Source organism: Bradyrhizobium sp. SZCCHNRI3052, from assembly GCF_032484895.1.
Taxonomy (GTDB): Bacteria; Pseudomonadota; Alphaproteobacteria; order Rhizobiales; family Xanthobacteraceae; genus Bradyrhizobium.
On record NZ_JAUETW010000017.1, the window covers coordinates 13246 to 39557 of the forward strand.

At 62.3% G+C, this 26312-nt stretch carries 26 protein-coding genes and 2 pseudogenes; 17 read left to right on the plus strand and 11 right to left on the minus strand.

The genetic code is table 11. From position 1 onward, the window contains the following. Positions 1-6: 6 nt before the first annotated feature. On the minus strand, positions 7-1017 hold the full coding sequence (locus QW887_RS31270) for a DMT family transporter (RefSeq protein WP_172179960.1): 1011 nt from the start codon (positions 1015-1017) through the stop codon (positions 7-9). A 287-nt stretch (positions 1018-1304) separates the two neighbouring features. On the opposite strand from QW887_RS31270, the gene QW887_RS31275 reads away from it, so the two are divergent. Then, positions 1305-2282 (plus strand): LysR family transcriptional regulator, encoded by a 978-nt coding sequence (locus QW887_RS31275; protein WP_316195838.1) that lies wholly within the window; start codon positions 1305-1307, stop codon positions 2280-2282. 13 nt (positions 2283-2295) lie between these two features. On the opposite strand, the gene QW887_RS31280 is transcribed toward QW887_RS31275, so the two are convergent. Together QW887_RS31280 and QW887_RS31285 are read right to left on the minus strand one after the other, a co-directional pair. Continuing rightward, positions 2296-3501, minus strand: a complete 1206-nt coding sequence (locus tag QW887_RS31280) for an MFS transporter (protein WP_172179964.1) — start codon at positions 3499-3501, stop codon at positions 2296-2298. Positions 3502-3531: 30 nt separating this feature from the next. Beyond that, the gene (locus QW887_RS31285; RefSeq protein WP_172179966.1) at positions 3532-3918 is read right to left on the minus strand and encodes an ectoine synthase; all 387 of its coding nucleotides are present in this window, start codon (positions 3916-3918) and stop codon (positions 3532-3534) included. 105 nt (positions 3919-4023) lie between these two features. Here QW887_RS31285 and QW887_RS31290 point away from each other — a divergent pair, with 105 nt between their 5' ends. The 3 genes from QW887_RS31290 to QW887_RS31300 are packed head-to-tail and all read left to right on the plus strand — an operon-like array spanning position 4024 to position 7738. Then, positions 4024-5511: a class I adenylate-forming enzyme family protein gene (locus tag QW887_RS31290; RefSeq protein ID WP_315752131.1), complete on the plus strand. Its 1488-nt coding sequence runs from the start codon at positions 4024-4026 to the stop codon at positions 5509-5511. 57 nt (positions 5512-5568) lie between these two features. Continuing rightward, entirely contained in the window at positions 5569-6570 is a 1002-nt protein-coding gene (locus QW887_RS31295) for a hypothetical protein (RefSeq protein WP_315752130.1), read from the plus strand. Next, positions 6563-7738: an acyl-CoA dehydrogenase family protein gene (locus tag QW887_RS31300; protein ID WP_172179972.1), complete on the plus strand. Its 1176-nt coding sequence runs from the start codon at positions 6563-6565 to the stop codon at positions 7736-7738. Before QW887_RS31295 ends, QW887_RS31300 begins: the two co-directional genes overlap by 8 nt. Positions 7739-7766: 28 nt before the next feature. Here the strand turns inward: QW887_RS31300 and gcvA are convergent, their stop codons facing one another. Next, a complete protein-coding gene (gcvA, locus tag QW887_RS31305) occupies positions 7767-8705 on the minus strand; it encodes a transcriptional regulator GcvA (RefSeq protein ID WP_172179974.1) in 939 nt (312 codons plus the stop codon). 375 nt (positions 8706-9080) lie between these two features. Here gcvA and QW887_RS31310 point away from each other — a divergent pair. Then, positions 9081-9286 (plus strand): annotated as a pseudogene (locus QW887_RS31310) (IS21 family transposase); the annotation flags it as partial. Beyond that, positions 9283-9615 (plus strand): annotated as a pseudogene (locus QW887_RS31315) (type VI secretion protein); the annotation flags it as partial. The pseudogenes QW887_RS31310 and QW887_RS31315, both read left to right, overlap by 4 nt. A gap of 364 nt (positions 9616-9979) precedes the next feature. On the opposite strand, the gene QW887_RS31320 reads toward QW887_RS31315, so the two are convergent. From QW887_RS31320 to QW887_RS31325, 3 genes are all read right to left on the minus strand, one after another. Beyond that, positions 9980-10420, minus strand: a complete 441-nt coding sequence (locus tag QW887_RS31320; RefSeq protein ID WP_315715441.1) for an FCD domain-containing protein — start codon at positions 10418-10420, stop codon at positions 9980-9982. 771 nt (positions 10421-11191) lie between these two features. Next, positions 11192-11380, minus strand: coding sequence for a helix-turn-helix domain-containing protein (locus tag QW887_RS34975; protein ID WP_409977933.1), 189 nt, complete (start codon positions 11378-11380; stop codon positions 11192-11194). Between the two features lie 150 nt (positions 11381-11530). Continuing rightward, positions 11531-12211: a class I SAM-dependent methyltransferase gene (locus QW887_RS31325; protein ID WP_316195840.1), complete on the minus strand. Its 681-nt coding sequence runs from the start codon at positions 12209-12211 to the stop codon at positions 11531-11533. 290 nt (positions 12212-12501) lie between these two features. Here QW887_RS31325 and QW887_RS31330 point away from each other — a divergent pair, with 290 nt between their 5' ends. After that, on the plus strand, positions 12502-12825 hold the full coding sequence (locus tag QW887_RS31330; RefSeq protein WP_315715794.1) for a metalloregulator ArsR/SmtB family transcription factor: 324 nt from the start codon (positions 12502-12504) through the stop codon (positions 12823-12825). 40 nt (positions 12826-12865) lie between these two features. Here the strand turns inward: QW887_RS31330 and QW887_RS31335 are convergent, their stop codons facing one another. The 4 genes from QW887_RS31335 to QW887_RS31350 are packed head-to-tail and all read right to left on the minus strand — an operon-like array spanning position 12866 to position 18140. Then, a complete protein-coding gene (locus QW887_RS31335; RefSeq protein WP_315715443.1) occupies positions 12866-14857 on the minus strand; it encodes an alpha/beta fold hydrolase in 1992 nt (663 codons plus the stop codon). Next, positions 14754-16007, minus strand: a complete 1254-nt coding sequence (locus QW887_RS31340) for a radical SAM protein (RefSeq protein ID WP_315715444.1) — start codon at positions 16005-16007, stop codon at positions 14754-14756. The genes QW887_RS31335 and QW887_RS31340 overlap by 104 nt, the downstream gene beginning before the upstream one ends. Positions 16008-16032: 25 nt before the next feature. Beyond that, a complete protein-coding gene (locus tag QW887_RS31345; protein ID WP_315715445.1) occupies positions 16033-17100 on the minus strand; it encodes an NAD(P)/FAD-dependent oxidoreductase in 1068 nt (355 codons plus the stop codon). An 8-nt stretch (positions 17101-17108) separates the two neighbouring features. Continuing rightward, positions 17109-18140, minus strand: a complete 1032-nt coding sequence (locus tag QW887_RS31350) for a radical SAM protein (RefSeq protein ID WP_315715446.1) — start codon at positions 18138-18140, stop codon at positions 17109-17111. Positions 18141-18223: 83 nt separating this feature from the next. Between QW887_RS31350 and QW887_RS31355 the strand changes: the two genes are divergently transcribed. From QW887_RS31355 to QW887_RS31400, 10 genes are all read left to right on the plus strand, one after another. Beyond that, a complete protein-coding gene (locus QW887_RS31355; RefSeq protein ID WP_315729374.1) occupies positions 18224-18940 on the plus strand; it encodes a hypothetical protein in 717 nt (238 codons plus the stop codon). 259 nt (positions 18941-19199) lie between these two features. Next, the gene (locus QW887_RS31360; RefSeq protein ID WP_315715450.1) at positions 19200-19580 is read left to right on the plus strand and encodes a DsrE/DsrF/DrsH-like family protein; all 381 of its coding nucleotides are present in this window, start codon (positions 19200-19202) and stop codon (positions 19578-19580) included. A gap of 31 nt (positions 19581-19611) precedes the next feature. Continuing rightward, the gene (locus QW887_RS31365) at positions 19612-20337 is read left to right on the plus strand and encodes a 4Fe-4S dicluster domain-containing protein (RefSeq protein WP_315715451.1); all 726 of its coding nucleotides are present in this window, start codon (positions 19612-19614) and stop codon (positions 20335-20337) included. Positions 20338-20399: 62 nt separating this feature from the next. Further along, the gene (locus QW887_RS31370) at positions 20400-21773 is read left to right on the plus strand and encodes a heterodisulfide reductase-related iron-sulfur binding cluster (protein ID WP_315715452.1); all 1374 of its coding nucleotides are present in this window, start codon (positions 20400-20402) and stop codon (positions 21771-21773) included. Then, on the plus strand, positions 21770-22822 hold the full coding sequence (locus QW887_RS31375; protein ID WP_315715453.1) for an FAD-dependent oxidoreductase: 1053 nt from the start codon (positions 21770-21772) through the stop codon (positions 22820-22822). The genes QW887_RS31370 and QW887_RS31375 overlap by 4 nt, the downstream gene beginning before the upstream one ends. Then, on the plus strand, positions 22819-23694 hold the full coding sequence (locus QW887_RS31380) for a hypothetical protein (protein ID WP_315715454.1): 876 nt from the start codon (positions 22819-22821) through the stop codon (positions 23692-23694). Before QW887_RS31375 ends, QW887_RS31380 begins: the two co-directional genes overlap by 4 nt. A gap of 10 nt (positions 23695-23704) precedes the next feature. Then, the gene (locus QW887_RS31385; protein WP_315715455.1) at positions 23705-24451 is read left to right on the plus strand and encodes a 4Fe-4S dicluster domain-containing protein; all 747 of its coding nucleotides are present in this window, start codon (positions 23705-23707) and stop codon (positions 24449-24451) included. After that, positions 24451-25374 (plus strand): CoB--CoM heterodisulfide reductase iron-sulfur subunit B family protein, encoded by a 924-nt coding sequence (locus tag QW887_RS31390; protein WP_315715456.1) that lies wholly within the window; start codon positions 24451-24453, stop codon positions 25372-25374. Before QW887_RS31385 ends, QW887_RS31390 begins: the two co-directional genes overlap by 1 nt. Positions 25375-25412: 38 nt before the next feature. Beyond that, positions 25413-25847, plus strand: coding sequence for a hypothetical protein (locus QW887_RS31395; RefSeq protein WP_316195845.1), 435 nt, complete (start codon positions 25413-25415; stop codon positions 25845-25847). Positions 25848-25862: 15 nt separating this feature from the next. Continuing rightward, positions 25863-26303 (plus strand): glycine cleavage system protein H, encoded by a 441-nt coding sequence (locus tag QW887_RS31400; protein ID WP_315715458.1) that lies wholly within the window; start codon positions 25863-25865, stop codon positions 26301-26303. Positions 26304-26312: the final 9 nt, after the last annotated feature.

Below are 26312 nucleotides of genomic sequence, written 5' to 3' on the forward strand. Positions count from 1 at the left end.
GATCGGCTATTTCCTGTCCATGGCACGGGCCTGGGCGGCAACGATGAGCACGCCGATCACGACCAGCAGGCCGCCGGCCGACTGAATCGGCGACATCCTCTCGTCCAGCCCTAGATATCCTGAAACGACGGTGGCCACAGGGCCGAGGGCGCTGATCATCGCGACGCGGCTTGCGCCGATCCGGCGCAGCGCCTCGGCCATCATGAAGACCGGCATCACGGTACTGAACAGCGCCATGCAGAGGGCGAGCAGGTAGACCCGGGTGGGCAGCACGAGCGCGCTCAGCGGGCGGAGTGCCATGAACTGAACGATGCAATACACGCTGGCCGTGGTCGTGGCATAGGCCGTGAAGCGTATCGAACCGAGCCTCGGCACGACTTCGCCGCTTCCAACGAGATAGACCGAGAAACTCACCGCGCTCAGCATGACGAGCAGCGCACCGAGCCAGAAATTTTCACTGCTCTTGTCGAGCTGCCCCGAAAGAACCAGCGCGACACCGATATATGTAATCGCCAGCGCGATCAGCTCGCGCCGGGTAATCGGCTTCCTGAGGACGACCGAGGAGATCACCACCACGATGGTCGGATACACGAACAGGATCAGCCGGCCGACGCCGGCGGCGACATATTGCAGCCCGATCATGTCGAGGAAGCTTGACAGATAGTAGCCGACGAAGCCCAGGGCGGCGAGCGCCATCGCGTCGTGTGCGGTGATTGACGGAAGCGTCCGGCCGCCGGAAGGCCCCCGATACAGGACAACCGCAATGACGAAGAAGGGCAGTGAGAAGATCATTCTCAGGGCCAGCAGCGTCACAGGATCGCTCATGTCCTCATAGGCGAGCTTGACGAATATCGCGCGAAGGGAAAACGCCACCGCCCCGATCGCCGCCAGCGCTACGCCGACAATATTGTGTGTCCTGGACACGGTCGTCGTTGACGCGCCGGGGCCGAGCGCCTCCGGCGCAGGCCCGAGCGGCCGCGAGATTGCGAGGTCATGTCTTTCGGAGATTCCGGCCATAGTCCGTCTCACTGACTCCCAGGTGGCGGCAGGATGATGAGCCCTGCCGGAGAGCGCCAACGCTTTTTAGGCAAGGCACCCTTCGCGTTCGACGAAGGTCCGCCGGCCGCTACGGCGAGACATCGGACATCGAAGATCACTCACGCCCAGGAGGGATTTACGGTCTCTTTCGACCTTGACCGGGGTGTGGTGGGTCAGGCTTACTTACGGTAGTGCCGCGCACTGGCTGCGCGGGGGGCGGAGATCGTCGGGAGGATCGCTCATGGCCCACGGGAATTGAAGGACTGATGCGACAAATCAACAATCTCATCCGGCGTATCGATCTGACGTCGCTCCAGCTCTTCGTCGCGGTGTGCGAGGAGGGGACGCTGACGCGCGCGGCGTCGCGGGAAAACATTGCCATGAGCGCGGTGAGCAAGCGCCTTGCGGAGCTTGAAGAGGCGCTTGGAACCGACCTCTTTGTCCGGCACTCCAAGGGCATGATGCTGGCTCCCGCCGGGGAATCCCTGCTGCATCACGCGCGATCGATGCTGACGAGCGTCGAGAAGATGGGCGCGGAGCTCGACGAATACCGCATGGGCATCAGGGGCCACATCCGGATGCTCGCGAACGTATCGGCCATCGTCGAATTCCTTCCCGACGACCTGCCGGCCTTCTTCGCGACCCACAGTCTGGTCAAGATCCACCTTGAGGAAAGACTGAGTGCGGGTGTCGTCAAGGCCGTCGAGGAAGGGTATGCGGAAGTGGGCATCTGTGTGTCCACGACCAACAGCCGTGACCTGTTTGCGCGTCCCTATCGCAGCGACCGGCTTGCGCTGGCGGTGCCGCAAGATCATCCGCTGGCCGATCGGGCATCGATCGATTTCGTGGAAAGCCTGGATTTTGATCATATCGGCTTTCACGCCGATAGCGCGATCTACACCCGTTCGCGCGCGGCAGCCGCGGAGGCTGGAAAGGCGGTCAATCTGCGGATCAACGTACCGAGCTTTGATGCCATTTGTCGGATGGTGCAGTGTGGCCTGGGTGTCGGGTTGATCCCGGATCGGGCATTCGAAGTGCTGGCTTCGGGCATGGGCATCAAGGCGGTTCCGCTCAGGGACGACTGGGCCTATCGGGAATTGAAGATCGTGACCCGCGATCCCGCCGGGCTCTCGACCGTGACCAAGATGCTCGTTGAGCATCTGGCGCAATCGGGCGGCAATCGCGCGCCTGCGTCAACGGCGGCAGCTTCGGTGTCGGCGCCGAGCCCCCGCCACGGTCGATGACGCGGCGGGGACATCATCGTTGGTCCAGCCTGACCGTCGGGGCGGTCCGGCGAAGCCAGATCGCCGCGACGAGCGGGCCGAGCAGGCCCATGAAGAGCGACAGCGCGACAATGACCGTGCCGGCGCCGTAACGGCCGGCGAATACGCTGACCAGGAGGCCGGCGAGAGGTTGGGACAGGTTGTTCAGCATGATGATCAGGCCCGTCGTCTTGCCGAGATCTTCCCGGGGAATGATCTTCATGCGCAGGCTGCGAATGAAGACACTGAACATCTTGTCGAAACCGACAACGAGAACGAAGCCGAGCGCGTAGACGTGGGCGTGGGAAGCCAGTCCGGAGACGGCGCCGCCGGCAAAGATCATCGCATAGCTGATGACGCCCAAGACCTGCAGGGACGCAGGCGCATGCGCGGTGGCGAACAAGATGACCACGGTCGCGATCGCGCCTGCGGCCTGAAGAACGGCATAGTAGGAGTCTGTTTCTCCGTGGACACCGGTCACCATTGCCGCTGACGTTGCGAGGGTCACGCCAATGATGAGGTTGACGGCGGCTGCGAGAAGGACGGTCTCGACCAGGCCCGGTCGTCCGATGACGTGCCGAAGTGCGGTTTTCAGCGGCAGTGTCCAGCCGCTTGGCGCCGGCGTCGGTTCGGCCAATGTCGGCCGGACGAATCGCTGCCAGATGATCATGGCGCCGTCAGCCGCCATGAACAGGGCGGTCGTCGAGATCACCACGTATTCCCAGGACCATAGCTTGAGAAGACCGGCGGCGACCAGCGGCCCGAGCACCATGCCGAGCTGATCGGCAATCTGGGTGTAGGAGGCGACCTTCTCGAACCTGTGCCGATGAAAGACTTGAGGCAGCAGAACCTCGCGCGCCATCAGCCCCTGCGTCGTCAGAACGCCGCAGGCCACAGATATCCCGATCAGCCAGCCGATTCCGCCGAAGCCCGCGTAGGCGATCATGCCTGCGAAGCAGGCCACGGCACGAAGCTGCTGACTAATGTGCAACAGCGCCAAAGGGGATTTTCGATCGCACAGCACCCCGCAGATCGGAAACGACAAATAGCGCGGCAATGTCTCGAGCAGGAATGCCGCTCCCGACCAGGCGACGCTGCCGGTCAACTGGAAGATGACGAGCGGGACCAGAAACAGAAGGATCTGGTCCGCGAGCCGTGAGAGGAAGAGAGAGTAGAAGAAGGCTTGATGCTTCAGTTCCAACGAGCAACCCCAACCAGCTGATGAACCGCCTTAGTAAGACGATCCGCTGTCGGCGTCGAGATTGTGCTGCTCGTGACCGGCAAGGGGCGGATTGAACACGCTCACCAGCACCAGATCCTGCGTCGGGCCGCCGCGCAGATAGTGTTCGTCATGTTCGTTGAGAACATAGATGCTGCCCGGGCGGAGCCGATACACATTGCCTTGCATGTCCTCGACTTCACCTTCCCCCGCGATGCAATAGCATGCTTCCAGGTGAGATCGGTATTGCAACCTTGATACTGTGCCGGCGCGAACCACGGTATGGCATACGGCGAAACCCATTCCATCGCTCGCCGTCAATAGCCGGTGGCTCGTGCCATTTCCCCACTCGACGAACCGGCCTGTTTTTTCGACTTCTTCGAGATCGCGTACAAACATGTTTCCTCAGTCATTTTGCACAACACGACGTGTAACGGAATTCTCCTACCATGAGCTGCGACTCTTTGTTATAAAAACTCATCCAGAGGTTGCGGGAGCTTCCGAGTGTGCCTTTTCCATCACTATATTGAACGCAGTGTTCGAGACTGCCCAGAGAAGATCGCGGTGAAGATCGATGGCGCGTGCGCGACCTATCGCGAGCTGGATGATATCGGCAATCAGGTCGCCGGTCGTCTCGTCGATGACGGCATCCGTGCTGGAGACAGGGTCGCGATCTATGGCGTGATTTCCATCCGTTTGCTCGGTGTTGTTCTCGGCATCTTCAAGGCCGGTGCAGTCCTCGTGGGAGTTCATCACACCTTCGGGCTCCGAAAGCTGATGTTCGAGCTTCGGGACTCCGGTGCTTGTGCGGTGATCACCGATCGGGCGGCCGAATTGCGGGAGCGCCAGTTAGATTATACAATCTATAGTTGTAACGATGATTTTTCTGCTGCCGTGCCAGAACGCGACTGCTCGTTTTTCCGGGAGGTGCGGGAAGAGGATATTTCAGTCATCTTCTATACGTCGGGCTCGACGTCGCGCCCGAAGGGCGTCGCCGTCAATCACAAGAATATGATTGCGGCGTTCGAATCGGTGACCGGCTATCTCAGGAACACGTCCGAGGATGTGGTTCTGAGCTATTCGACCTTGGGCTCCGACTACGGCTTCTATAATGTGATGATGCCGCTCATGTTCGGAGGGACCGCGCTCGTCGAGCGCGCGTTGCCGGACGATCCCGATGAGATCATCGATCTCATCGATGCCCACGGCGTGACTGGGCTGCAGGTGTTTCCTCCCTTCATCTTCCATCTGTTAAAGGCGAGCGCGCTGGGAAGGCGCGCGCCGAGATCGCTGCGTTATATCTCCACGAGCGGGCAGGCCCTGCCGGTGAAGCATATCCGCCGCTTGCGAGAGGCGTGGCCGGGCGTCCAGATCTTCTCGAATTATGGGCTCACGGAGTGCAAGCGCGTCTCGTTTCTGCCGCCCGACGAGATCGATCAACGGCCGCAGTCGGTCGGCCGGGCCATTCCCGGCGTGCGGACCTATCTGTTTGCCGAGGATCGCTCCCTCGTGACCGAGCCGGGGCAGGTCGGCGAGCTCGGTGTTGCCGGCGACCTGCTGATGCAGAAATATTGGAACATGCCGGACGAAACCTCCGCCCGAATGATTGAGGGGGCGGCCGGTGAAGCTCGGGTGTTCCTGACGGGCGACCTATTCCGCGTCGATGGCCAGGGGTATCTCTACTACGTCGCAAGGAAGGACGACGCTTTTGCGCGGAGCGGGTTCAAGGTCAATCCGCGAGAGATCGAGCAATTGCTGATGGCCCACCCCGCGGTTTCGGAAGCGGCTGTAGTCCCCGTCGCCGACGAATCCGTCGGACATCTCCCCAAGGCATTGATCGTTGCGGAGCAGGCGACGTCCATCACGAGCCACGAACTGGTCGAGTACTGCACGATGCATCTCGATTGGCACATGGTGCCCGCCTTCGTGGAGTTCGTACCGGCGCTGCCGCGGACCGCGTCGGGAAAGACCGCGACCCGCGCATTGTCCTGATCCCCATCCTCATCCTCATTCTCATCCTCGGCCCAGCATCAGTGGAGGTCTTCGGGCATGACCAATCGACCTGCGACCGACGTCGACGCCTATCTTCAGCAATCTTCGATGATCAGATTGGCGCAGCAATTCGAGCAGTTGGCGACCGGAGCGGCACAGGTGCCGCGGCAGCCAGTGCTGACGCGGATCCGCAACCGGATAGCGGATACCGACGTGCTGGAGTATCACGACCGGCTGGTACCGAAGGCGGGACCACTGTTCTCGCATTTCCTCGCCAGCATTCCAGGCATCCTCGAGGAAGTGTCGCGCGTGGGCGTGGCGCTGAGCCGTCTGTCGAGGCAGCGGGCCGAAAGCAGCGGTCGGCCCTGCCTGCTTTATGAGATCGATGCCTTCGACGGTTCCAACGGACGCACGCTTGCTGCGTTTTCCGGCGGCGCGGTCAAGACACTGACTTGTTCTCCGAACAGGGCGAACGAAGAGCATTTTGAGCGCTTTGCCGATCCGGCCCTGTCGAGATTCATTCCGACGTCGTTCCTCAAGCTCGACGGGGACGTACTTCGCACGCTGGTGGACGACGAGGATTTCCATGGCGGCTTTGACTATATCTACGAAACGGCCGCCTTTCAGTTTTACGGCAAGGACCGCGATTTCCAGATCGAGCAGGGCTGTCGCATGCTCAGGGACGACGGGCTGGTCTTCTTTCTCGAAAAGCTCGATCACACCGACCGCCTCGAGTACGAACGACGGGAGCGCGTCAAGGACGAGCAGCACAAGGCGCACTATTTTACGCCCGAAGAGATCGAGTGGAAACGGCAGCAGATGCTGCTGCGCATGTATGAGGGCGAGGTTCTCCTCGACGAGCTCGTGAGCTCGATTGGACGACACTTCTCGCACTGCTATCTGTTGTGGAATAGCACGAATTTCTACGAGTTCGTCGCCTCGAACGACGGGCAGCGCATCGAGGAGTTCGTCCGCCTTCTCGGCCCGCCCTTGATTGAAGATCAGTTCGTCTTCGAGCGGCCAATGTTGCGAAAGGTGCTGGAGCGTGCGCATGGATAGGCTGGACGGGACGGTCTATTGGGGAGCGGACCAGCCGTCGCTCGCGACGCTCTATGCGAGCGTCGAGGCGTTGTTGCCACGATGGCACAAACGTGCGGAGGAAGCCCGCAGGCTTGGGAAGCTGCCGCGCGAGTCCGTCGATGAGCTGTTCGACGCCGGATTGCTTCAGCTCGCGATGCCGAAGCGTTTCGGCGGCCTTGAATTGGATTGGCCTGTCCTTGCAGAAGTTGCAAGGCTCGCGGCGCGCGCGTGCCCTTCGACAGCATGGATCGTGGGCCTCGTTGGAGGACACATTCAGATCGTATCGCGATTTCCAGCGGAGGCGTTGAACGCGGTCTTCCGCGGCGGAGCTCGTCAACTTGTCACGACAGGATCGGCGACGGCGGCCGGCGGAATATCGCGGGACGGTGGCGCATATCGGGTCGATGGTCGCTGGCGGCTCGGCTCCGGCGTGGACTATGCGACATGGGTGATCGTGTCCGGCTCATGCCTGCATCCGTCTCGACGCGACGCCCGGACGGTTATGGCGCTGCTGCCAGCCATCGACATCGAGATCGGCGATGATTGGCAGGCCATCGGAATGGCAGGGACCGGGTCGCGCGACATCATTATCCGCGATCGTTCGCTTTCAGAAAGCTGGGCGCAGCCGCTGGACAATGTTCTCGGGCGTTCGGCGGAACGCGGCGGTCACTACTTGCAGTCGGTTTCTCTTATTCCCTATCTGACCAGCGTGATCGTCGGTCCTCTGCTCGGCTGTGCGGAGGGAGCGGTGGCGGCGGGACTTGCGATCATGCGAGAGCGGCATGGACGGCAGCCAAACGGGAACCAATGGGCGTTTGCCATGCGCGCCGGCGAGATCATCGCCGATATCGAATGCGCACGGCTTTTGTATCGCAGCATTTTATCGAGACTGCATGAGGCGGGCTGCAACGGCCGCGATCTCTCCGATAGAGACTACGCAGCGATCAAGCGCGACCGGGCCAGGCTGACCCGCTTATGCATGAACGCCGTGCAACAGCTGATGTCCCAGCTTGGAACTTCCGTCATCGCGCAGACGCACCCGGTGCAGCGCCACTGGTGCGATCTCCAGGTCATGGCTGCACACATGGATGTGAATTGGGATCGCGCGATGGCGGACTACGGCACGGCTCTTCTTGTGCAGCTCTGAAAACAAGTGATTGAATAGCGCCGTTGACCTAGGGATGGGATCGCCGGATGTATTTCTTGATCGCCTCCATCGTTTCGATACCTTCATTTACGATCCAGTCGCGAAAGCGTGCGATCTCGGGGCGCCGCGCGGCGGTGTCCTGACAGACCAGATAGTAGGACATTGGATTCGAGAGGCGCGCCGCAAATGGCGCCATCAGTCGTCCTGATGCGAGTGCAGAGATGACCAGCGGCGTTCGGCCGATGGCAAGTCCCAACCCATATTCGGCCATCTCGAGCGCGAGCGCAGAATTTTCGCAATGAAATCCTGAAGTGGTATCGAAATCCTCGAGTCCGGCCTCGACCTGCCAAGCTTGCCAGTCCGTCGGCCGAACGATGGTATGGACCAGTGAATGGCGACGAAGCAGGTCTGATCCAGCAGGAAGTGCGGCTTCGCGAAACAGGGTGGGCGAGCAAACGGGGAACAGCTCTTCGTTCATCACGAACGTCGAATGGAGCCCCGGCCAGGATCCGTAGCCTAGCCGCAAGGCGACATCGATATCCTCTCTCGTAAAATCGACCAGGCGGAACGACGTTGAGACGGCGACGGCGATATCCGGAAACTGTTGCCGAAAGCCGATCAACCTCGGCGCCAGCCATCTCTGTGCGACGGTCGCCAGAAAGCTGGTTCTAAGTTTCAACGCGCTATGCGACGTCAGCCCTGTGACTGCCGACGAAATATCTGAAAATGTTCGGCAAAGTACGGGAAAGAGTTGCTGGCCGTTTTCTGTCAACTCTACGCCGCGGCCAACGCGGCGGATCAGGCGACGACCAAGTGCGTCTTCCAGAATCTTGAGCTGCTGCGTCACCGCAGCTGGCGTTACGCAGAGCTCGTCGGCTGCTTTCGTGACACTGAGGTTGCGAGCTGCTGCTTCGAAGGCGCGAAGCGCGTTCAACGGGGGGAGGCGAGGGCGCATCTGCCAGACCATTCCGAGAAGGCTCGTCCAAAACTCAACGCAGATCGAAAGCCCGCTGCAGAAACGGGCTCTATTGCTTGGCTCTAGCGATGGGCGCCAGCGTTGACTCACGGTTCAGTTTCCGTTGGAGTCCATTGTACGGCGAGTGCCCTCACCTTTTAATTGTGTGGTAATAGAATACAATCTTAAGATGGAATCAAGAGTTTCAAGTGAGGTGGCTTCATAAGACGCCAGTTTTGTTTTCGCGAGCTGCGCTGCCGTGGCCGATGCGCCTGTCCATCTGATCAAGGCGTATTGTTTCCTTCCAACAAACATCTGTTTCGGATCGATGCCCTCCGCGGCAAGGGCCGCCGCGGCTTCGAACAAGTGATGGAAGCCGCGGTTGGGGTGCTGGTGGTGTCGACGATTGCGAAGATCCGTCGCGCCTATTTTGTTCATGGTCAACCGGTCAAGGCGATCTGCCGCGAGCTTGGCGTATCGTGCAAAGTAGTACGCGAGGTCATCGGTTCCGAGGCAACGAAGTCCGATACGAGCGAGAGACGCAGCCGCTTCCGAAGATGAGCCTCTGGAGTGACGAGCTTGACCGGTTTCTGGTGAACGGCTGTTCGCCCCGGTGCGGCGCGTCACGGTGAAGGCGCGGATCGCTAGGCACAAGGGCCGGGCGTCCAGGTCAGCGCCCCTGGCGGCGCATCTCACCTATCTCAAGAGGGACGGGGTCACTCGCGATGGCCAGCCGGCACGGATGTTCGACGCCGCGGGCGATCAGGCGAATGAGGCTGCGTTCGAGGCGCTGGGCAGGGGTGACCGGCATCATTTCCGGTTCATTGTCTCTCCCTAGGACGCAGCCGACATGGAGAACCTCAGAGCGTTTACCCGCGATTTGATGCGGCAGATGGAGGCCGATCTCGCGACCAGGCTTGAGAGTCGGGTCTCTGGGGAATTGGTCTCCTCGGCTGACAACGCTTGTCCAAATTATCCTGGGATCAAGCGAGCCGATGTTCGTAGCTTATAGGCCAGGGCGCTCGGTTCTCTACAAGGATCCGTACGCTGAGGTCTTGGCAAGCAAGCATCCGGCACTCGGACGGGTGACCTGCCAATCATGCGCGGTTTCCTCCCTTGGAGGCTTTCGGGCGCAAGCCGCCCGCATATTCCACACCGTCACCGCTGCGGCCGGCATCCGCAATCCTTCACAAGAGCTGACGTCCCGCGGGACATCGGGAGCACAAGGTCTGGCAATTCGCATGCGTTATTTTCGATGGCCGCGCTCATTCGTGCCGAATCCTGAGCTACGATCCGAAAAGCTCAGGCGGGGCCTTCTCCTTCAAGGCTCCGCCGATATGCTTGTCGAGAAGCTTGGCGGCGCCTTCGAGCGAGCCCTTCTCCAGCAGATCGATGATGGCTAGGTGCTCGCCTGGTTGCCGCCATACCCGATCGCGGTCGAGCGTCTGACGGTATTCGATCAGGCGCCGCAATTCGTTCTGACGGGCGACGGTCTGGGCCAAGAACCTGTTACCCGACATAAGGGCGAGCGCCTCGTGGAAGTCGCTGTTCGACTTGAACAGCTCAACTTGGCCAAGCGTCTTGAACCCCGCGCTATGGAGAAATTCCTGCCGCTTGCGCTGCTCCGAAAGGACGGGACGATCGAGCTTGAAGGTCGAGGATCGCAAGCCTTGAGGCTCTAGGAGATTGAGGCCGGGCTGATTAACCTCACACTCGACAACATCCAAGCCCTGGCCGTCGCGCTAGGCGTTGAGCCCTCTGATGCTTGTGGCATCTATGGCACGGCATTTGAGATGGTTCCGCGCCTTCCCCGTGAGCGTGGGTGTGATCCGAGGCCGTCACTCTGGCAGGCCTTCGAGGTCGTCCCAGCCGAGCCCCACCTTTGGAGGGTGCGGGCGCCGCCAAAAATTCTCATTTGAAATCAAGGCGCCTTAAAAGTAGGTAGGGGGCCATAAGTCATTGATCTTGCTCTTGGCTTTCTCCCCTGTCGTACCCACCATCGAGTGCTGCGTGTGATTTGCCGTAATAGTGATCGCAGTACTGAAGGGGGTGTCGCTCCGCTTGTTTCCCCGGTTGGCAGCTTGAGAGGAGGCGGGCGGTCCATCGGGTCGGAGCAGCTATTTGAACTTCTCCGGCCAAAGCCCTGGTGCGATCGACTAGCTCTGCCGGGAGCTGCCAATGCTGTTGACGGGCGCAGATGTCGTTGCAGCGAATTGCTCAGGTGCAAGCCGAAGCTGGCCACCGGTTGACCACCGAAACCCCGTGAACAAACGGCGATAAAGGACGTCAATCGCGAGCAAACTTCATTGTTTTTGTTGATCTTTTCGCATGCTACTTACGTTCGGGACGCAGGGGTCGCAGGTTCGAATCCTGCCGCTCCGACCATTTTTTCAGGCGCCTAGCTTTTCATCTCCCGAGAAGCGCAACGAAATCACACGGCGCCACCCTGCACCCATCCGGCTATTCGTGAGCATTTCGCCGCGGCAGACGACAGCGCTTCATGGAGCGTCCAATTCCTTCAGCTTCCGGTCAAGCGTGCGCAGGCTGATGCCGAGGGGTTTTGCAAGCGATTCTCGATTGCCGCGATGCGTCAACAGGGCGGTCCGAAGCGCTCGCGCCTCGCGCTCCTTCGATGACGGCGAGTTCTCATCGTCAGCAGGCGCCAGCTTTGTTGCGGTTCGCTGCAAGCAGCGCTGCGGCGAGAAGCGGTCGATCAGAGGCGCGGCCGCGCAATGCCGGCAGAAGGATCGGAAAGGTTGACAGTCGGTCGTAAAGATCGTTTCTCGACGATGCGAGACGCGTGCGCGCGATCAATTCCGGGGACCAGCAGAGCGCGATCAGGAAGGCCGGTGCGCGACCATTCCGATCAGCGCAGAGCGACCGTGATGGCCGCTGCCTTCGCTGAGCTCGGTCTCGTATTCGCGCAGTTCGATGATTTCCAGCTCACGGAACGCCTCTCGGAGCATGGTTTCCGTATAGAGGTGCGAGAGGGCGGAAGGGCCGCCCGTCTTGTACTCCAACTGCTTGGGCGTATAGCCTTGCAGGATCAGCGTCCCGCCCGGCTTCAGGCTTGCGATCATGCGCGCGAACAGCCGTTTCCTCAAATCTGGGGCGGCGAACTGCACGAAAGTCGCTGCGATGCCGTCATACGCCGCACTTGGCCACGCGAAGCCGTCGCAATCGGCAAGCTGGTAGTTCACGCTGACTCCGGCTGACGCGGCAAGTTTGCTCGCTTTCGCCAGACCCACCTCCGAGATGTCGAAGGCGTCGACCTGAAATCCCTGCCGGGCGAGCCAGACGCTGTTGCGGCCTTCTCCGTCGGCGACGCAGAGAATGCGACTGCGGTACGGGAACGTGCCGACATGGCGGCGCAGCCATTGATTGGGTTCGGTTCCGAAAACGAAATCATCGCCTTCGAATCGTCGGTTCCAGCGGCCGGCGTCGGCGTCTGGCGGTACGTTCGTGACCATCGGCAGTCCCACTTTGAAGATGACAAGCGTGTTTGTTGGCAGCCGCAAGGAGCTTGCGAGCTCCTCGGTATCAGCTTGCGAACCCTTGATCGCAAGTTAGGTGAACTGGAAGCCGGATCGTAGTTCATCAGCCCGTCAGACGCGGCAGGCGCGTGAGCAGGGGACGATCGCGCCGGCGGCTCGATACCGTCTCGCACGAACCGCGCTGGCACAGGCTCGACCGCCTGTTTGTTATCGTCTCGCCAAAGTGATAGCAACACGGGGCGGCCTTGCGGCATGACGCCGTGGCCGCCGATGTAACGGACCGAATTGGTCGATTGAGGAATATGCGGACGAATATGGCAACCAAGCGTGCACGCAGCAGGTCTTCGCTCGAGCCTGACGCGTTGCTCGAGAAGGCTCACAAGGCAAGCGAATTCCTCAAGGCGCTGTCGCACGAAGCGCGGCTTGCCATTCTGTGTCTGCTGCTTGACGGAGAGAAGTCCGTCAGCAGCATTGAGGATTCGCTGCAGCTCCGCCAGCCGACGGTGTCGCAGCAACTTGCCCGGCTGCGCGCGGACGATCTCGTCAAGGTGCGCCGGGACGGCAGGAACGTGTATTATTCGGTCTCGCGGCCGGAAGTGATCGAGGTCATGTCCGCTCTCTATCGCGCTTTCTGCTAGGTGGCACTGATGGAGTCTCGCTGCCCGCGGGGATCGTCCGTCAGGCGGAGCCGGGGACAGCGGCGACTGTGTTTTCTGCGGTCACGCGATCGATGAACCCGGCTGCCGCGGCTATCACCGCGGAGGTCGCCTGTTGATGAGGCGCATGTCCACAGCCTTCCAGCACGCAGGTCTCGATCCGGGCTGGCACGAGGGCGCGGAGCGTCTCAAGCTGAGTATGCGTGAAGAACTCGTCTTCGCTGCCCTGAACGGCGAGCACCGGGGCGCGAACCCGTCCAACGTAGGGCTTGATACCCCAGTCGCGCGGTTCTTCTCCAGTCCAAGCATCGACCAGCCGGCCAAAAAGATGATCGGTTCTGCTGCCATGATACCGTGCGAGCCTCGCCCTCAGGTCGCCGTGCTCGAAGTCCCTGATCTGGGCGGCGATGCCGTCAACCGTCCGCTGTTCGCGGAAGAGGTGAGGGGCGATCGCGACGACCCCGCTGACCTCATCGGGAAACGCGCCGGCAAACGTCAACGCGATCGCAGCACCGTCGGAGTGGCCGACCAGGATCGGACGCCGCGCTCCGGTCGTCCGTAACACTTCGGGCAGGGCATCCAGAGCCTCGGCGAGCAGATATTGCCGCGAATGGGGCGGCTCGAGCGGCTCCGAGTCACCCGAGCCCCAGCGGTCGAAGACCAGGACGGAGCAGCCGGTCGCAGCCGCAAGCCGTTCGGGAAAATCGCGCCAGAGCCGGGCGCAGCCCAAGGCGTCATGCAGCAGGACGAGCGGCGGACGTTCCGGTCGCGTCGCCGCGAGCCAATGGCCGCGAAGCCTCCGGCCGGCCGCAACGAAGCTGAGCTGCCGCGCCGCCGCGACGACCACATCGCGAATGTCCGGCGGGCCGAGATTGACGAAATCGGCCGACGTGCGCGAGAAGAAGTCCTCAACGACCGATCCGGCATCGGCCAGTTCGGCGCCGCGCAGCGCCGCCTCGAGATCAAAGATGACGCGGGGCGGTGTGACGAAGAAATCGCCGGTGATCAGAGCTTCGCGAATCCGCCTGCGGTCTGGGCCCTCGAGGCGGATATCCGCGCGCAGGCTGCCGCCGCGCCGTGTCAGAGTGGCACTGACCAGCGAGCCGTCCACCTCGGGAGCGTCGACCATCTCGACGAAGTCGTCACGGCCGATCTCGTCGCGATATAGCTGCTCGGCGAGTTCTTCTTCGAGCATCGATACCTGGCCCCATTGCGGAACAATGCCGAGGCCTTCCGCCAGGCCGTCGAGCAGGCCTTGCTGGATGGCGGCCAGATCAGGAAGCTTGTCGCCGAGGATCTCGCGCATGCTGACGACGCGCTGGCGGGCCGAGGCGAGGTCGCGCTTGGCGAGCTTTTCCACCGGCACTTTGAGCGCAGCGATCATCTGCTCGGGGTCGAAGTCGATCAGCAGTGTTCCCTGGTAGAACAGCGTATCGCCGTCAAAGAAGCCGCCGGTGCCGCTGATCTTGCGGCCGTCGACGTCGATGTCGTTGCGCGGGCGGTAGCGCGCGGGGACGCCGAGCTTGTTGAGCCCGAGTGCGACGCTTTCGCAGATCCGGCGCGTCGTTTCGGTGAGATCCATGGCGCCGAGGCTGGAGCGGCCGAACACGAGCTCCCATCCGATCTGACCCTCGTCGAGATAGAGACCTCCGCCTCCCGTGATCCGCCGGCCGACCTCGATTCCCTTGCTCCGGCAATAGTCGAGCCGGACCTCATGGCTCAGGATCTGGTGGATTCCGACCAGCGCCGACGGACGAAACCGCAGGAAGCGGATGGTATCGGGAATCCGCCGTGCCTTATGAGCGTCGATGAGCGCCTGGTCGAAGGCGATATTGGCGCGTCCGCCTCGAATCCCGGTGTCGATGACCCGAAATGACTTGTCGCTGCTGGCCATCGCATCTTCCTCCCGGTTATTTGGGTAGTCCGCGCCGGAGTTGGCCGCGCACGTGGCGAATGTCGCGGCGATCGAGCTTGAAAGGGTATGAAGCAATGTCGCGCGGCGGCGAGTCGCCATAGGGGCGGTCGCAGGCGGACACATCGGCGGCCTCCTTGCCGGGGCAGCCGGACGTGCGGAAGGCCACGCCCGCGTCGATGATCGCGTCGACTTCGTCCTGCGGCAGACCGAAATCGACGAGCTGACCGCGCTCGTCGAAACGCATGCGCTGCAGGGAATGGCTTCGATAGTCGATGAGATAGCGGGCGAGCTGGATGCGTCGCCATTGCGGGCGCGGCGCCGGCGGGAGATGATCCATCAATGAGCCTTGTTCGGGAAAGAACGCGAACAGGTGGCTGTGGCCGCCGAGGTCGCGAATTCTCTGCACCTGCGAGAGAACGTCGTGGTCGCTCTCGCCCATCCCGACGATGAGATGGGCGCCGAAACGTTCCGGGCCAAATATCTCGGCGGCGGCCAGCAGGATCTCCCAATATTTGTCCCAGCTATGCGGCGATTGAACCCCGCGGCCGCGGGTGCGGTCAAAGATGACCGGGTTGGCTGCATCGAGCGCGACCGTAAATATCTCGGCGCCGAGATCCTTGAGCTCCTGCACATCCAGTCGGGTCATCGTCGTCGGATTGGACAGGATGGACACGGGCACGTGCCTGATGCGTTCAACCCATTTCCGCAGGACGATGCGGGTGTCCTGGTCCGACCGCGGATGCGTGATCATGCTGATGCACATGCGATGGAAGCGCCCGCCGTCGCCGCCCGATGCAACGATGTCAATCACCTGGTCGTAGGGCACCGCAGGCCAGTCGACCCGAATGAAGTTGCGGTCGGCATAGTTGCGCTCCGCTTCGCGATGGCGCGCAAGCCCGCAATAGGCGCAGTTGGCGCGGCAACCTTCCGGATAGGTCAGCAGCAGGTTCAGGCAACGGGTGCAACTGGTGCGATGCATGTAGCCGTTCATGATGCCGAGGGTGATCGCCGCCGCCGTCGACATTTGCACGTACTCGGGCGACCGCATGTTCGGCGTCAGAACATTGTCGTTCGGCAGGTACGTGCCGACCGGCCGCACATCCTGCGCTCTCACGCGCCCGCCGTTGCGTGCTTCCGCCGGCACGGCGCCGGGCGCGCGCGGCCGCATGGCTTCGGCCGCGTTGAAGGTGCGCGTCTCCCCGGTGAGGAAATCCGGCACCGGATGCGTCGGTCCTTCGAGACAGCTCATGACGTCCTCCCCTGATCCTGCATCTTCACGCCCAATAGTTCGGCGAACTGATCCATCCCTCGGCGAGCGCAGTCGCGTCGGGGCGACGGCCGTCGCCATAGTGCGCCAGCACTTGCCGTCGTCGCAGCAATGCCCGGCTCAAGGCCGCATCGAAAATGTCGCCGAGCTCTTCGTCATAGTCATCGAGGGCGCCGCTGCGGCCAGACAGCATGTCTGCCGCGGCGTGCCCGGCGAGTGCCCCCGATTGCACGGCGGAGGCGATGCCGGCGCCGGTCACGGGGTTGGTCAGGCCTGCCGCATCGCCGGCCAGCAACACCTGGGTTGCGCCGAGCCGGCCTGTCGAACCTACCCTGCCGCCCACGGGTATCGCCCCGCCCGTCAACGCGAACGGGCGTGTTCCGATGCGGCGCGATGCCGACAGCGAGGCGAAGAGCGCGGCGAGCATCGGTTTCAGTCGCCGCCGGTCCTCTATCATGATGCCGACGCCGATATTGGCCACGGCGCCCTTGGGAAACAGCCAGCCATAGCCGCCGCGGTAGTCGGCGCTCAGGAAGATATCCGTGGCATCGTGCGGCACGATCAGCGGCGCGGTCAGTTGCCTCGTATCGACAAGCGCGCGATTGATCTGGCCGATGGCCGCGCCGACCCGCGAGCGAGGGCCGTCGCAGCCGATGAGGACGCGCGGTTTGAGGGCAAGACCATCGGACGTATGAACTGTGCCGTCGATATCGATGGCAACCACGGAGGTGCCGTATCGGCACGCGGTTCCCGCATTCGCCGCCTCATCAGCGAGCATTCGATCGAAGGCGGCGCGATCGATCATCCAGCCGCGGAAGTCCGGCGTTTCCTCGCAATCCGTCGCTTCGGTGAAGGTCAGCATGCGCGTGATCTTCTGTTGGGCGACGGCCGTGATGTTCGGAATGTCCCGCTCGATCATGGCGGGCACGAACTCGGCACATTGGACCGGGCGACCCGCCTCGAGCCGGCGATCGACGGCGACGACGCGGTAGCCCGCTTTCGCGGCAATTGCAGCCGCACGGCTCCCGGCCGGTCCAAGCCCGACGACGACGATATCCGCTGCCTCGGCGTTCATGGTGCACCTCAGGCTGCGCAAGCCCGCCGTCCGGCGAGGCCGTCAAGCGCGATCGAGCAGCAGGCATGCTCCTGCTCGACCGGCCGGCCGATGGCGCGGGCGAGAGCCACGATGCCGTCCGCGGGATAGGCGATACCGTCAAATCCCGCCATGACGGCGTATGCGTCGGTCATCAGCTTATGGCGGCCCGCGGGGCGGATACAGCCAAGTTGAACCGGCGCGTGACTGATGCGTTGCCGCGCGGCGACCAGCACCTTCGCCACGTCGTCGGTGGATATCGTGGCGAAGGGCCGATCCGGCGGCGCATAGATCGGAGTCACCACCACCAGGATCAACGCGGCAACCGCATGGCGCGAAACGATGTCCAGTGCGGTCGCTTCGCCGAGCAGCCGGCCATAGTGCAGACCGATGACGATGTGTGGCACGACCTGCATCTTGGTGCCCGAGAGCGCGGCGAGCGTCGCCTCGAAATCCGCGACGGGACGGTCGAGGTGATAGACTTCGCGGATCGTCTGCTCCGAGCCGATCACGTCGAGCATCGCGACGTCGACCCCGGCGGCCTCCATGGATCGGGCGCGCCGTTCGTCGAGCAACGCGGAATGGACGGCGATGCGCAGATGGGGAAAGTCGCGCTTGAGCCTTTCGATGGTCGGATAGAAGCGATCGTACGGAACCTCGTTGCGCCGGTTGGATCCGCCTGAGAGCAGGAACCCGCGCAGATCCTTGAGCAGAATGAGATCGCGCACCTTGCGGTCGAGTTCGTCCGGTGTCGTTGCCGCGATCATCGGTTCGAGGATCTTCGCCTGACAGTGATCGCAATTCAGCGCGCAGGCGCCGCCGGTGATGGAAAAGGCGGGAAAACTCGCTTTGCCGCAGCCCTTGAGCTCCTCGCTGGCATAGGCGCGGAACGTCGGCGTGTAGAACCGCATCGGTCCGAGTGCGCGCTCGCGGGCTGCCGCCTCGAGTGCGTCGACGAGCTCGCGATCAAAACGCAGGTCGTCGAGCGGTTCGATCTCCTGCAGCTTCTCATACCACGCCATTGCGTTCCTCGCTTTTCATATGCGAAAAAACATATATAATGTAGGTCCGCCGTCGGCTTCGGCCGTCATTGATGCCTCATCAGTTGTCGCGGTTCGCCATGAAGACACTCTGCGTCTTGCAGCATTTTGAGGCGGACTATCTCGGCTTGATGGAAGACCAGTTCGAAGGCCGCAACGTCGGCTTTCGCTATTGCCGGCCGTTTACGGCCGGAGGATCGATACCTGCGACGGCCGGGGATTTTGACGGCCTCGTTGTTCTTGGCGCCGGACCGCTCGGAGTCGTCAGCGGCAACCTGCTTCCGAGCCTTGGGCCCGAGTTGCGGTTGGTACAGGATTTCCTGGCGCGCGACCTGCCCGTCATCGGCATCGGAGCCGGCAGCTGCATAGTTGCAACCGCGTGCGCCGGCGGCACTCAGGAAGCTCCGCTCCGCTTCGTTGTGGAGACGGCCCGACGGGTCGATCCCGCGGCGCTCGGCGGTCATCTGCCGCAATCCTTTCCCGTCGCGATCTACATGCGCGATCGCCCGGTGCTGCCGGCCGATGCCCGTGTTCTCGCGATCGACGCTGCGGGGGAGCCGGCGGTGTTTCAGCTTCGTGATAACTGCTTCGGGTTCCTCGGCCATCCCGGAATCAAGTCGGCCATGATCGAGGATCTGATCATGGAATCCGAAGAATGTCCTGATCGCACGGCGGAAACGCTCGCCGACCTGCGCGTGGTGCAGCGCGAGATCGCTGCGGCGCTCGGACCGCTGATGATTGGTTTGATCGAGTCGACGCATTTGATGCGGCCGCTCCCGTAGGACCGTTCTCCCGAGCAACGAATTATTTTCTTCAGCCTATAGATGTCATTCAAAAAATGGAATATGTTTTGTGCGTTCGTCCGACGGATTGGATGAATTCGATGTGAGCTTGTTGTTCACCCAGGACTTCGGTTCTTGGGCATGTTGATCTTCATCAACTCCAAGGTGATGCGCCTCAAGATAAACTTATTGTGCACGCTCGTGTGTCGATGTGCGTTGCGCACGCTCAATAGCAGATGATCGGGAGGACATCGTAAGAATGGCCAAAAAGCTCATCATCATCATGGTCAATACCGATCCTCGCAACGGCGAGGAACTGGGCGCGCCGTTCTTCCAGGCCACCGTTGCCGCGGCGATGGACTACGAGGTGGAGGTCGTCTGTACCGCGACGTCGGGGCAGCTCATGAAAAAGGGCGTGGCAGAGAAGCTCGTGGTCAAGCCCGGGTCTCCGAAGACCGTCTATGACTTCATCAAGGACGCGCACGGAGCGGGAGTGAAGTTCTATTGCTGCTCTCCGAACCTCGATCTGTTCGACATGACCGAGCAGGATCTGATCCCTGAATGCGAAGGCATCGTCGGGGGTGCAAAGGTCATCGAGGAGGTGATGGAAAACGAAAATGCCAAGGTGCTGACCTACTGAGGAGAGCCGCCAGATGACGAGCGGAGCTTCAATGGAGCTGACCCCTATCGGCGACCCGGTCTCCGAAGCGCCGGTCGTTCCCTACGAGAAGCTGGAAGAGGTGTTCGACGACATTCGCTCGCACGTCCTCTACGATCATGAGCTGCATGGCTGTCTCAATTGCGGCATCTGCACCGCGACCTGTCCCTCGGCGCACTACTACGATTATTCACCCCGCGAGATCGTCCAGCTGCTGTGGACCGAAAATCTCGAAGGCATCTACGACGCGATGCAGGAGAAGATCTGGTCCTGCGCGCAGTGCTACACCTGTGCGGCCCGCTGTCCGTTCGAAAATTCGCCGGGCGGGCTCGTCATGATCATGCGCGAGGTCGCGATCAAGCACGGCATGCAGTCGGCGAAGGATGTGCTGCGGCCGTTCTCGCGGGTGCTTCTGAAGGTCATTTCCACGGGAAACCAGCTCGCGCCGAACATGATCACGCGCGATGCGTTTCCCGACTGGGGCCCGAACGTCGCCAAGGTCGACGCCCCGCTCAATATCCTGCGCAAGGCCATTCCGGTCCCAACCATGCACACCATGGACACGGCCTGGGAGGTCAACCTGAAGACGTCCGTCGAACTCTACACCATTTGGGAGGCGACCGGCGTGCTCGATCAGCTCGAGACGATCGACGAGAATCTGTTCGATGTCGTCAGTGACGTGATGGATGAGAAGCGCGAGGAATACAACGAGTGGCTTGAAGAGCAGCAGGAAGAATAGGCCGTTGAGACGACCACAACAGACGGCGAGATCAATCGCTGCGGTGGACGACGGAGGAAACGATGGACGAAAAGCGCAGTGACAGTCAGTCGGCTTACGCCGGCTTTGGCGCGGAGTGGCGCCCTTCCAATCTGACGCCGGGCGAGGCGCAGACAGCGACTGCCTGGGTGGAAACCCGGATCGACCGTCGCTCGATGCTGACCAACAAGGACCGTGTCCAGGACATCCGCGACGCGATGTGGGAGTTGGAGAAGGACGGCGAAATCGTCGTCCATCGGATCGACGAGCGCCACGAGCCGGTGGTGGCGCGCACGCTGTACGGCTGGGACAAGCGCATTCCCACCACCAACCTCTGGCAGCACAAATCCTGCGGACAGTGCGGCAATATCCCCGGCTATCCGTCGAGCGTGATGTGGCTGATGAACCAGCTCGGTGTGCGCTATCTCGACGAGACCGATCAAACCTCTTGCACCGCCTGGAATTATCACGGCTCCGGGGTCGGCAATGTCGTCAGTCTGGCCGCCGTCTTCCTGCGCAACTTCCACCAGGCATACATGTCGGCCAAGGCGCAGGGGCTGCCGGTCGGAACCTACTTCCCGCTGGTCCACTGCGGCACGTCGTTCGGCAATTACAAGGAGATGCGCATCTTCTTGATGCATTCGGCTGAACTGCGCGAGCAGGTGAAGAAGATTCTCGGCAAGCTGGGCCGCCTGGTCGACGGCAAGCTGCTGATCCCCGAAGAGATCGTGCACTATTCCGAATGGCTGCACGTCATGCGTCATCGCATCCGGGAGCGGCAGGTCATAGACGTGAGCAGCCTTCGCGCCACCGTTCATCCGGCTTGTCACGTCTACAAGATGGTTCCGGAAGACGTGATCTATGACGACACCGTCATGGACGGCAATCGCGTCGCGGTATCGACCGGCCTGATGCAGGCGCTGGGTGCACAGGTGATCGACTACTCCACCTGGTACGACTGCTGCGGCTTCGGTTTTCGTCATATCATTGGCGAACGTGAGTTCACCCGCTCCTTCGCCATCGACCGCAAGATCAGGGTCGCGGTCGAGGAGGCGCGGGCGGACGTCATGATCGGCCACGACACGGGTTGCATCACCACGCTCGACAAGAACCAGTGGATCGGCAAAGCCGTCGACAAGGTCTACGCGCTGCCAGTCATGGCCGATTGCCAGTTCGCGGCGCTCGCCCTCGGTGCGCATCCATACAAGCTCGCGCAGCTTCACTGGCACGCCTCGCCGTTCGAGGGGCTGCTCGAGAAGCTCGGCATCGACTGGCAGAAAGCCAAAGCCGAGTTCGAGGCCTATCTCGATGAAGTGAAGGCCGGCCGCATCGAAACGCTCTACGACCCCAAACGCGCGATTACGTCGGGCCCAGGCTATGTCAAGCCGACGGCGACCTTGTCAGGAGCCGCATCATGATTCGTCCCGTTCTCATCGTTGGCGGTGGGCCGTCGGGGCTTTCCGCCGCGCATGCGCTGGCCGCTGCCGGCCAGCGCGTCGTTCTCGTCGAGAAGGCGGAGCAGCTCGGCGGCGCGCCGATCCAGTCGGGCTACGCCAAGCTGGTGCCGTCCGGCGAATGGGCCAAGGACGCCATCGGTGGCATGGTGCGCCGGGTCGAAACCGACAGCCGTGTCGAGATCCGAAGGCGCGTCACGGTAAAGGCCTTTTCGGGCAGCCCAGGCGACTTTCGCGTGACGCTGTCGGATGGCACGGTGCTGGAGGCGGGGGCGGCGATCCTGTGCACCGGCTTCACGCATTTCGATTCCGTCAACAAGCCGGAATGGGGTTTCGGCACCTACCCTGATGTGGTCACCACGACCCAGGTCGAGCAGATGCTCTCCTCCGGCAAGGGCGTGCGCTGTCCGTCCGACGGACGCGAGCCGGAACGGGTTGCGATCCTGCTATGCGTCGGCTCGCGCGACCGCCAGATCGGTCGCGAGTGGTGTTCGAAGATCTGCTGCACGGTCTCCGCCAACATTGCCATGGAGATCCGCGAGGCGATGCCACGGTGCAACGTGTATATCTACTACATGGATATCCGCACCTTCGGTCTCTACGAGGATCTCTACTACTGGGAAAGCCAGGAGAAGCATCGCGTCAAATACATCAAGGCGCGGATCGCCGAAGTGACATCGGACGGCAGGCGGTTGATCGTCAAGGGCGAGGACACGCTGGTGAAGCGGCCGATCTCGATTCCGTTCGACATGGTGGTGCACGCCATCGGCATGGATCCCAATGTCGACAACATGACGTTGTCGGCCGTGTTCGACGTCAAACTGCAGAAGCACGGCCATATCCAGAAGGCATCGGTCTATTCCGACACGTCTGCGACCTCGCGGCCCGGCGTCTTCGTCGCCGGCGCGGCGACTGGGCCCGAGACCATCGACGATTCCATCGCACAGGGCCAGTCGGCAGCGATGGCCGCGCTGGCCCTGGTCCGCGGCGCCATGATGGAAGCGGCCGAGTGATGTGGCCGATCACCAGCCATAAAGGTACGGTGGTGGCCGAGCCGACGCGGCCGGTGCTTGATCTGTCCGGCCCCAGGCTGCGGCGGGCGTTCGAGAGCCTCGTGGAATCCGCCGACGGCACCGGTGGCGTCGAGCGCTATGTCGGAGCGCTCGCGCTCAAGGCCTCGCTGTTCGAGGAGGTGCTGGGCAAGGGGCGGGTCAGCGAGCTGACGGAGGCCGAATTCTGCGACCTCGCCACGTTCATCACGCCGGTGCGCCGGCGTGTGGGTGCGTGGCTCGGCCGCAACGGATTCGCGGCGATGCGCAGCAGGCTCGAGGCCCTGCTGCGCGGATGGTCCGACCTCGGCACCACCGACCAGCGCGTCGCCGCGTTCGTCGCGAGCTTTCCGGCCGATCGCGAGCACCGCTGGTCGCGCGATCTTGCCGCCGAGCTCCTTCATTTCACCGCGCCCGATCGCTATCCGCTGATGACGCGCTGGATGTGGGACGCCAGGGTCAATACCGGCGTGTTGCGCGAGATATGGTACGACGGGGATGCCGAGGCCGGTACGATCGCCGTCGGCGACGGCCTCGCCACTTTCACGATGCTACGCGAGGAGCTCGAAGGTTTCCTGCAGGCGAACGGTGTCTTCCGCGATCTGGCCTTCTATGTCGATCTGCTCTGCGCCCACACCTATGCAAACTATATCAACGACAAGGGCGGCCAGTTCCTGCACGCGGACTTCTGCGGCGGCTTCAAGGCCGACGGGATGGCGCATACTCGCCGTCTCCTGGGACTCGATGCGGTCGATACCGAGTCGGGTCGCACCCGCCTGAAGCTGATCGATGGCAGGGCCTATGTGCTCGGGCAGCCTCGCCTGCTGAGCGAATGAGGGAACATCCATGCCGATTCACGAAAAATCGCTGATCCGGCCCGAGAATCTCGTCACGCATGAGCACCTGGAAATCGATGGCGTCGATGTCTCCGGGCACTGGAGCACGTTCATCACCTCGCGCGCCATCACCGACTACAACGAGCAGATGCAGGAGGAGATCGCGGCGCTCCCGGGAGGCGAGTTCATCCATCGCTGCTGGCAATGCGGCTCATGCACCAACGCCTGCACGATCAACGCCGTGAATCCCGACTTCAACCCGCGCTATTGGATCTACCTGATCCGCATGGGCTTCGAAAGCGAGCTGCTGCGTGACAAGGACATCATCTGGCAGTGCGTCTCCTGCAACAAGTGCACCTATGCCTGTCCGCGCGACGTCAGTCCGGAAGGCGTGATGAAGGCCACGGCACATTGGCTGGAGCTGAAGGGCTATACGGAGAAGAAGCCGTCCACCACGTTCGATGAGGTCTTCTCCGAGCAGGTCTTCGCCACCGGCAAGATCGAGGAAGGCCGCGTGCTGCGCCGGTTCTTCGCGCGGACCGGGCAGTCCCTGTCGCAGGGCTGGCTTGTCGAACTGATACGCAGTCTCGCCAGCCGATTGCCGGTCGGCCTCCTGGTGAAGCTGGGACTTGCCAGCGTGATCCGTCCCCGCACGCGCGGATGGCGGGGCGCCAGCCTCGCGATCGACGAGTATGTCCATGAGTGCGAAGCAGCTGCCCGCAAGGCGCTTCGGCTGGACGTTCAGGGAGCTGAGTGATGAGCGACAAACACAAGCAGGTCGCCTACTATCCGGGCTGCGCGCTCGAAGGAACCGGGCACGCCTACAACCGCTCGACCAAGGAGGTCGGCAAGGCACTCGGCCTCGATCTGGTCGAGCTCAAGAACTGGAACTGCTGCGGCGCCATGGAGGTCAAGAACATCGATCCCAAGCTGCAGACCTATCTGTCGGCACGCAACCTCTCGATCGCCGATGCGATGGGGTTCGATACCGTAATGGCGCCGTGCAATGGCTGCTATCACAATCTCAAGAAGGCCGAATACGACCTCGCCAAGGATCCCGCGTCGCGCGAGGTGACGGACCGACTGTCGCGCAAGGCCGGCCACGCGACCTACGAAGCGGGCAAGGTCACGACCATTCACGCGCTGGACTGGATCAAGGAATCGGTCGGCGAACAAGGCCTCAAGGCACGCGTGAAGAACTCGCTCAACGGCTTGAAGGTCGCCAACTACTATGGCTGCATGTACACGCGGCCGCGTCACATCTTTCCGGAAAAGGACAAGGGGCCCGGCTCGGAATCGACCTCCAAGCCCCATTTCATGGACGACCTGCTGGCCGCGGCGGGGGCCGAAAATGTCGAGTACCCCCTCAAGACGGCATGCTGTGGCGGCGCTCACACACTGTCCGACAGTGACACCTCGACCAAGCTCGTTCTCAACCTGCTCACGACGGCCGAGGCCTGCGGCGCGGACGTGATCGCCACCGAATGCCCGACCTGCCACACCGGGCTCGAAATGCATCAGGTGCGCGCCGAAAAGGTCTTCGGCCGCAAGACGAGCGTCAAGATCCTGTACTTCACCCAGCTCCTCGGTATGGCGCTCGGGCTGTCGGCGCGCAGGGTCGGCGTGCAGGAGAACTTCTCGGATTCGACTGGTCTGTTGCGTGCGCGGGGGCTCGGCTGATGGCGGATATCGGTATCACGAGCCTCGACAACGTCACGATGCGGCTTGACGCCATGTTGGCCGCGTCCGATGCTGCACTCGCGGCGGACGCCGCGCCACTTGCCGAGGAGCTGTTGCAGCTCGGCGAAATGATTCTCGAAACATGGCTCGCTGCGCACGGCGAGATCGCGACCGATCGCAAGGTCGAAACCTTCCGCTTGCTGGCGCTGCATCGGCAGGGTGCGCGCGGCGATGCAAGCTTCAATGCTTGCCGCGAGACGTGCCGCGAGCTCGTCTATCACTATAATCTGGTGCGCCTCGAGCCGGGCCACGCGGAGGTCGCCCGGCGGCTGCGGCTGGGCGCCATGGTCGCGCGGCACCTTGTGCTGTTCATCGGAGGCAAGCTGGAGGTGGTCGGGCTCGGCGACTTCTGCTGCGCGTCCCGGCCGCTACGTCAACTCGATGCATCGATGCAGACCAACGAAACTGTTTGAGACAAGGAGAAGACGATGCCCATCGTCCGCGGCTGCAACCTTCCCGACGACCTCCTCTACGACGTCGAAAACAACATCTGGTATCGCGAGAACGCCGACGGCACCGTGACGCTCGGGATGACCGCTGTGGCAGCGGCCATGGCCGGTCAGCTTGTCGCCTTCACACCAAAGAAGGCCGGCCGGTCGGTCGATGCGGGCAAGTCCTGCGCCACGATCGAATCCGGCAAGTGGGTCGGCCCGGCAAAGGTCGCCTTCAATGCGGAAATCGTCGAGGTCAACGATGCAATGAGCGCAGCGCCCAAGCTCGCCAACACCGACCCATATGGCGAGGGATGGATGGTCAAGGTGCGCCCGAAGGACTGGGCTGCTGCCAAGGCCGGCCTCGTGCCGGGCACGGCGGCCGCCGCCCCTTACGAAGCGAAGATGGCTGCCGAGAATTTCGCTGGCTGCGCGTAAGGAAGTGGA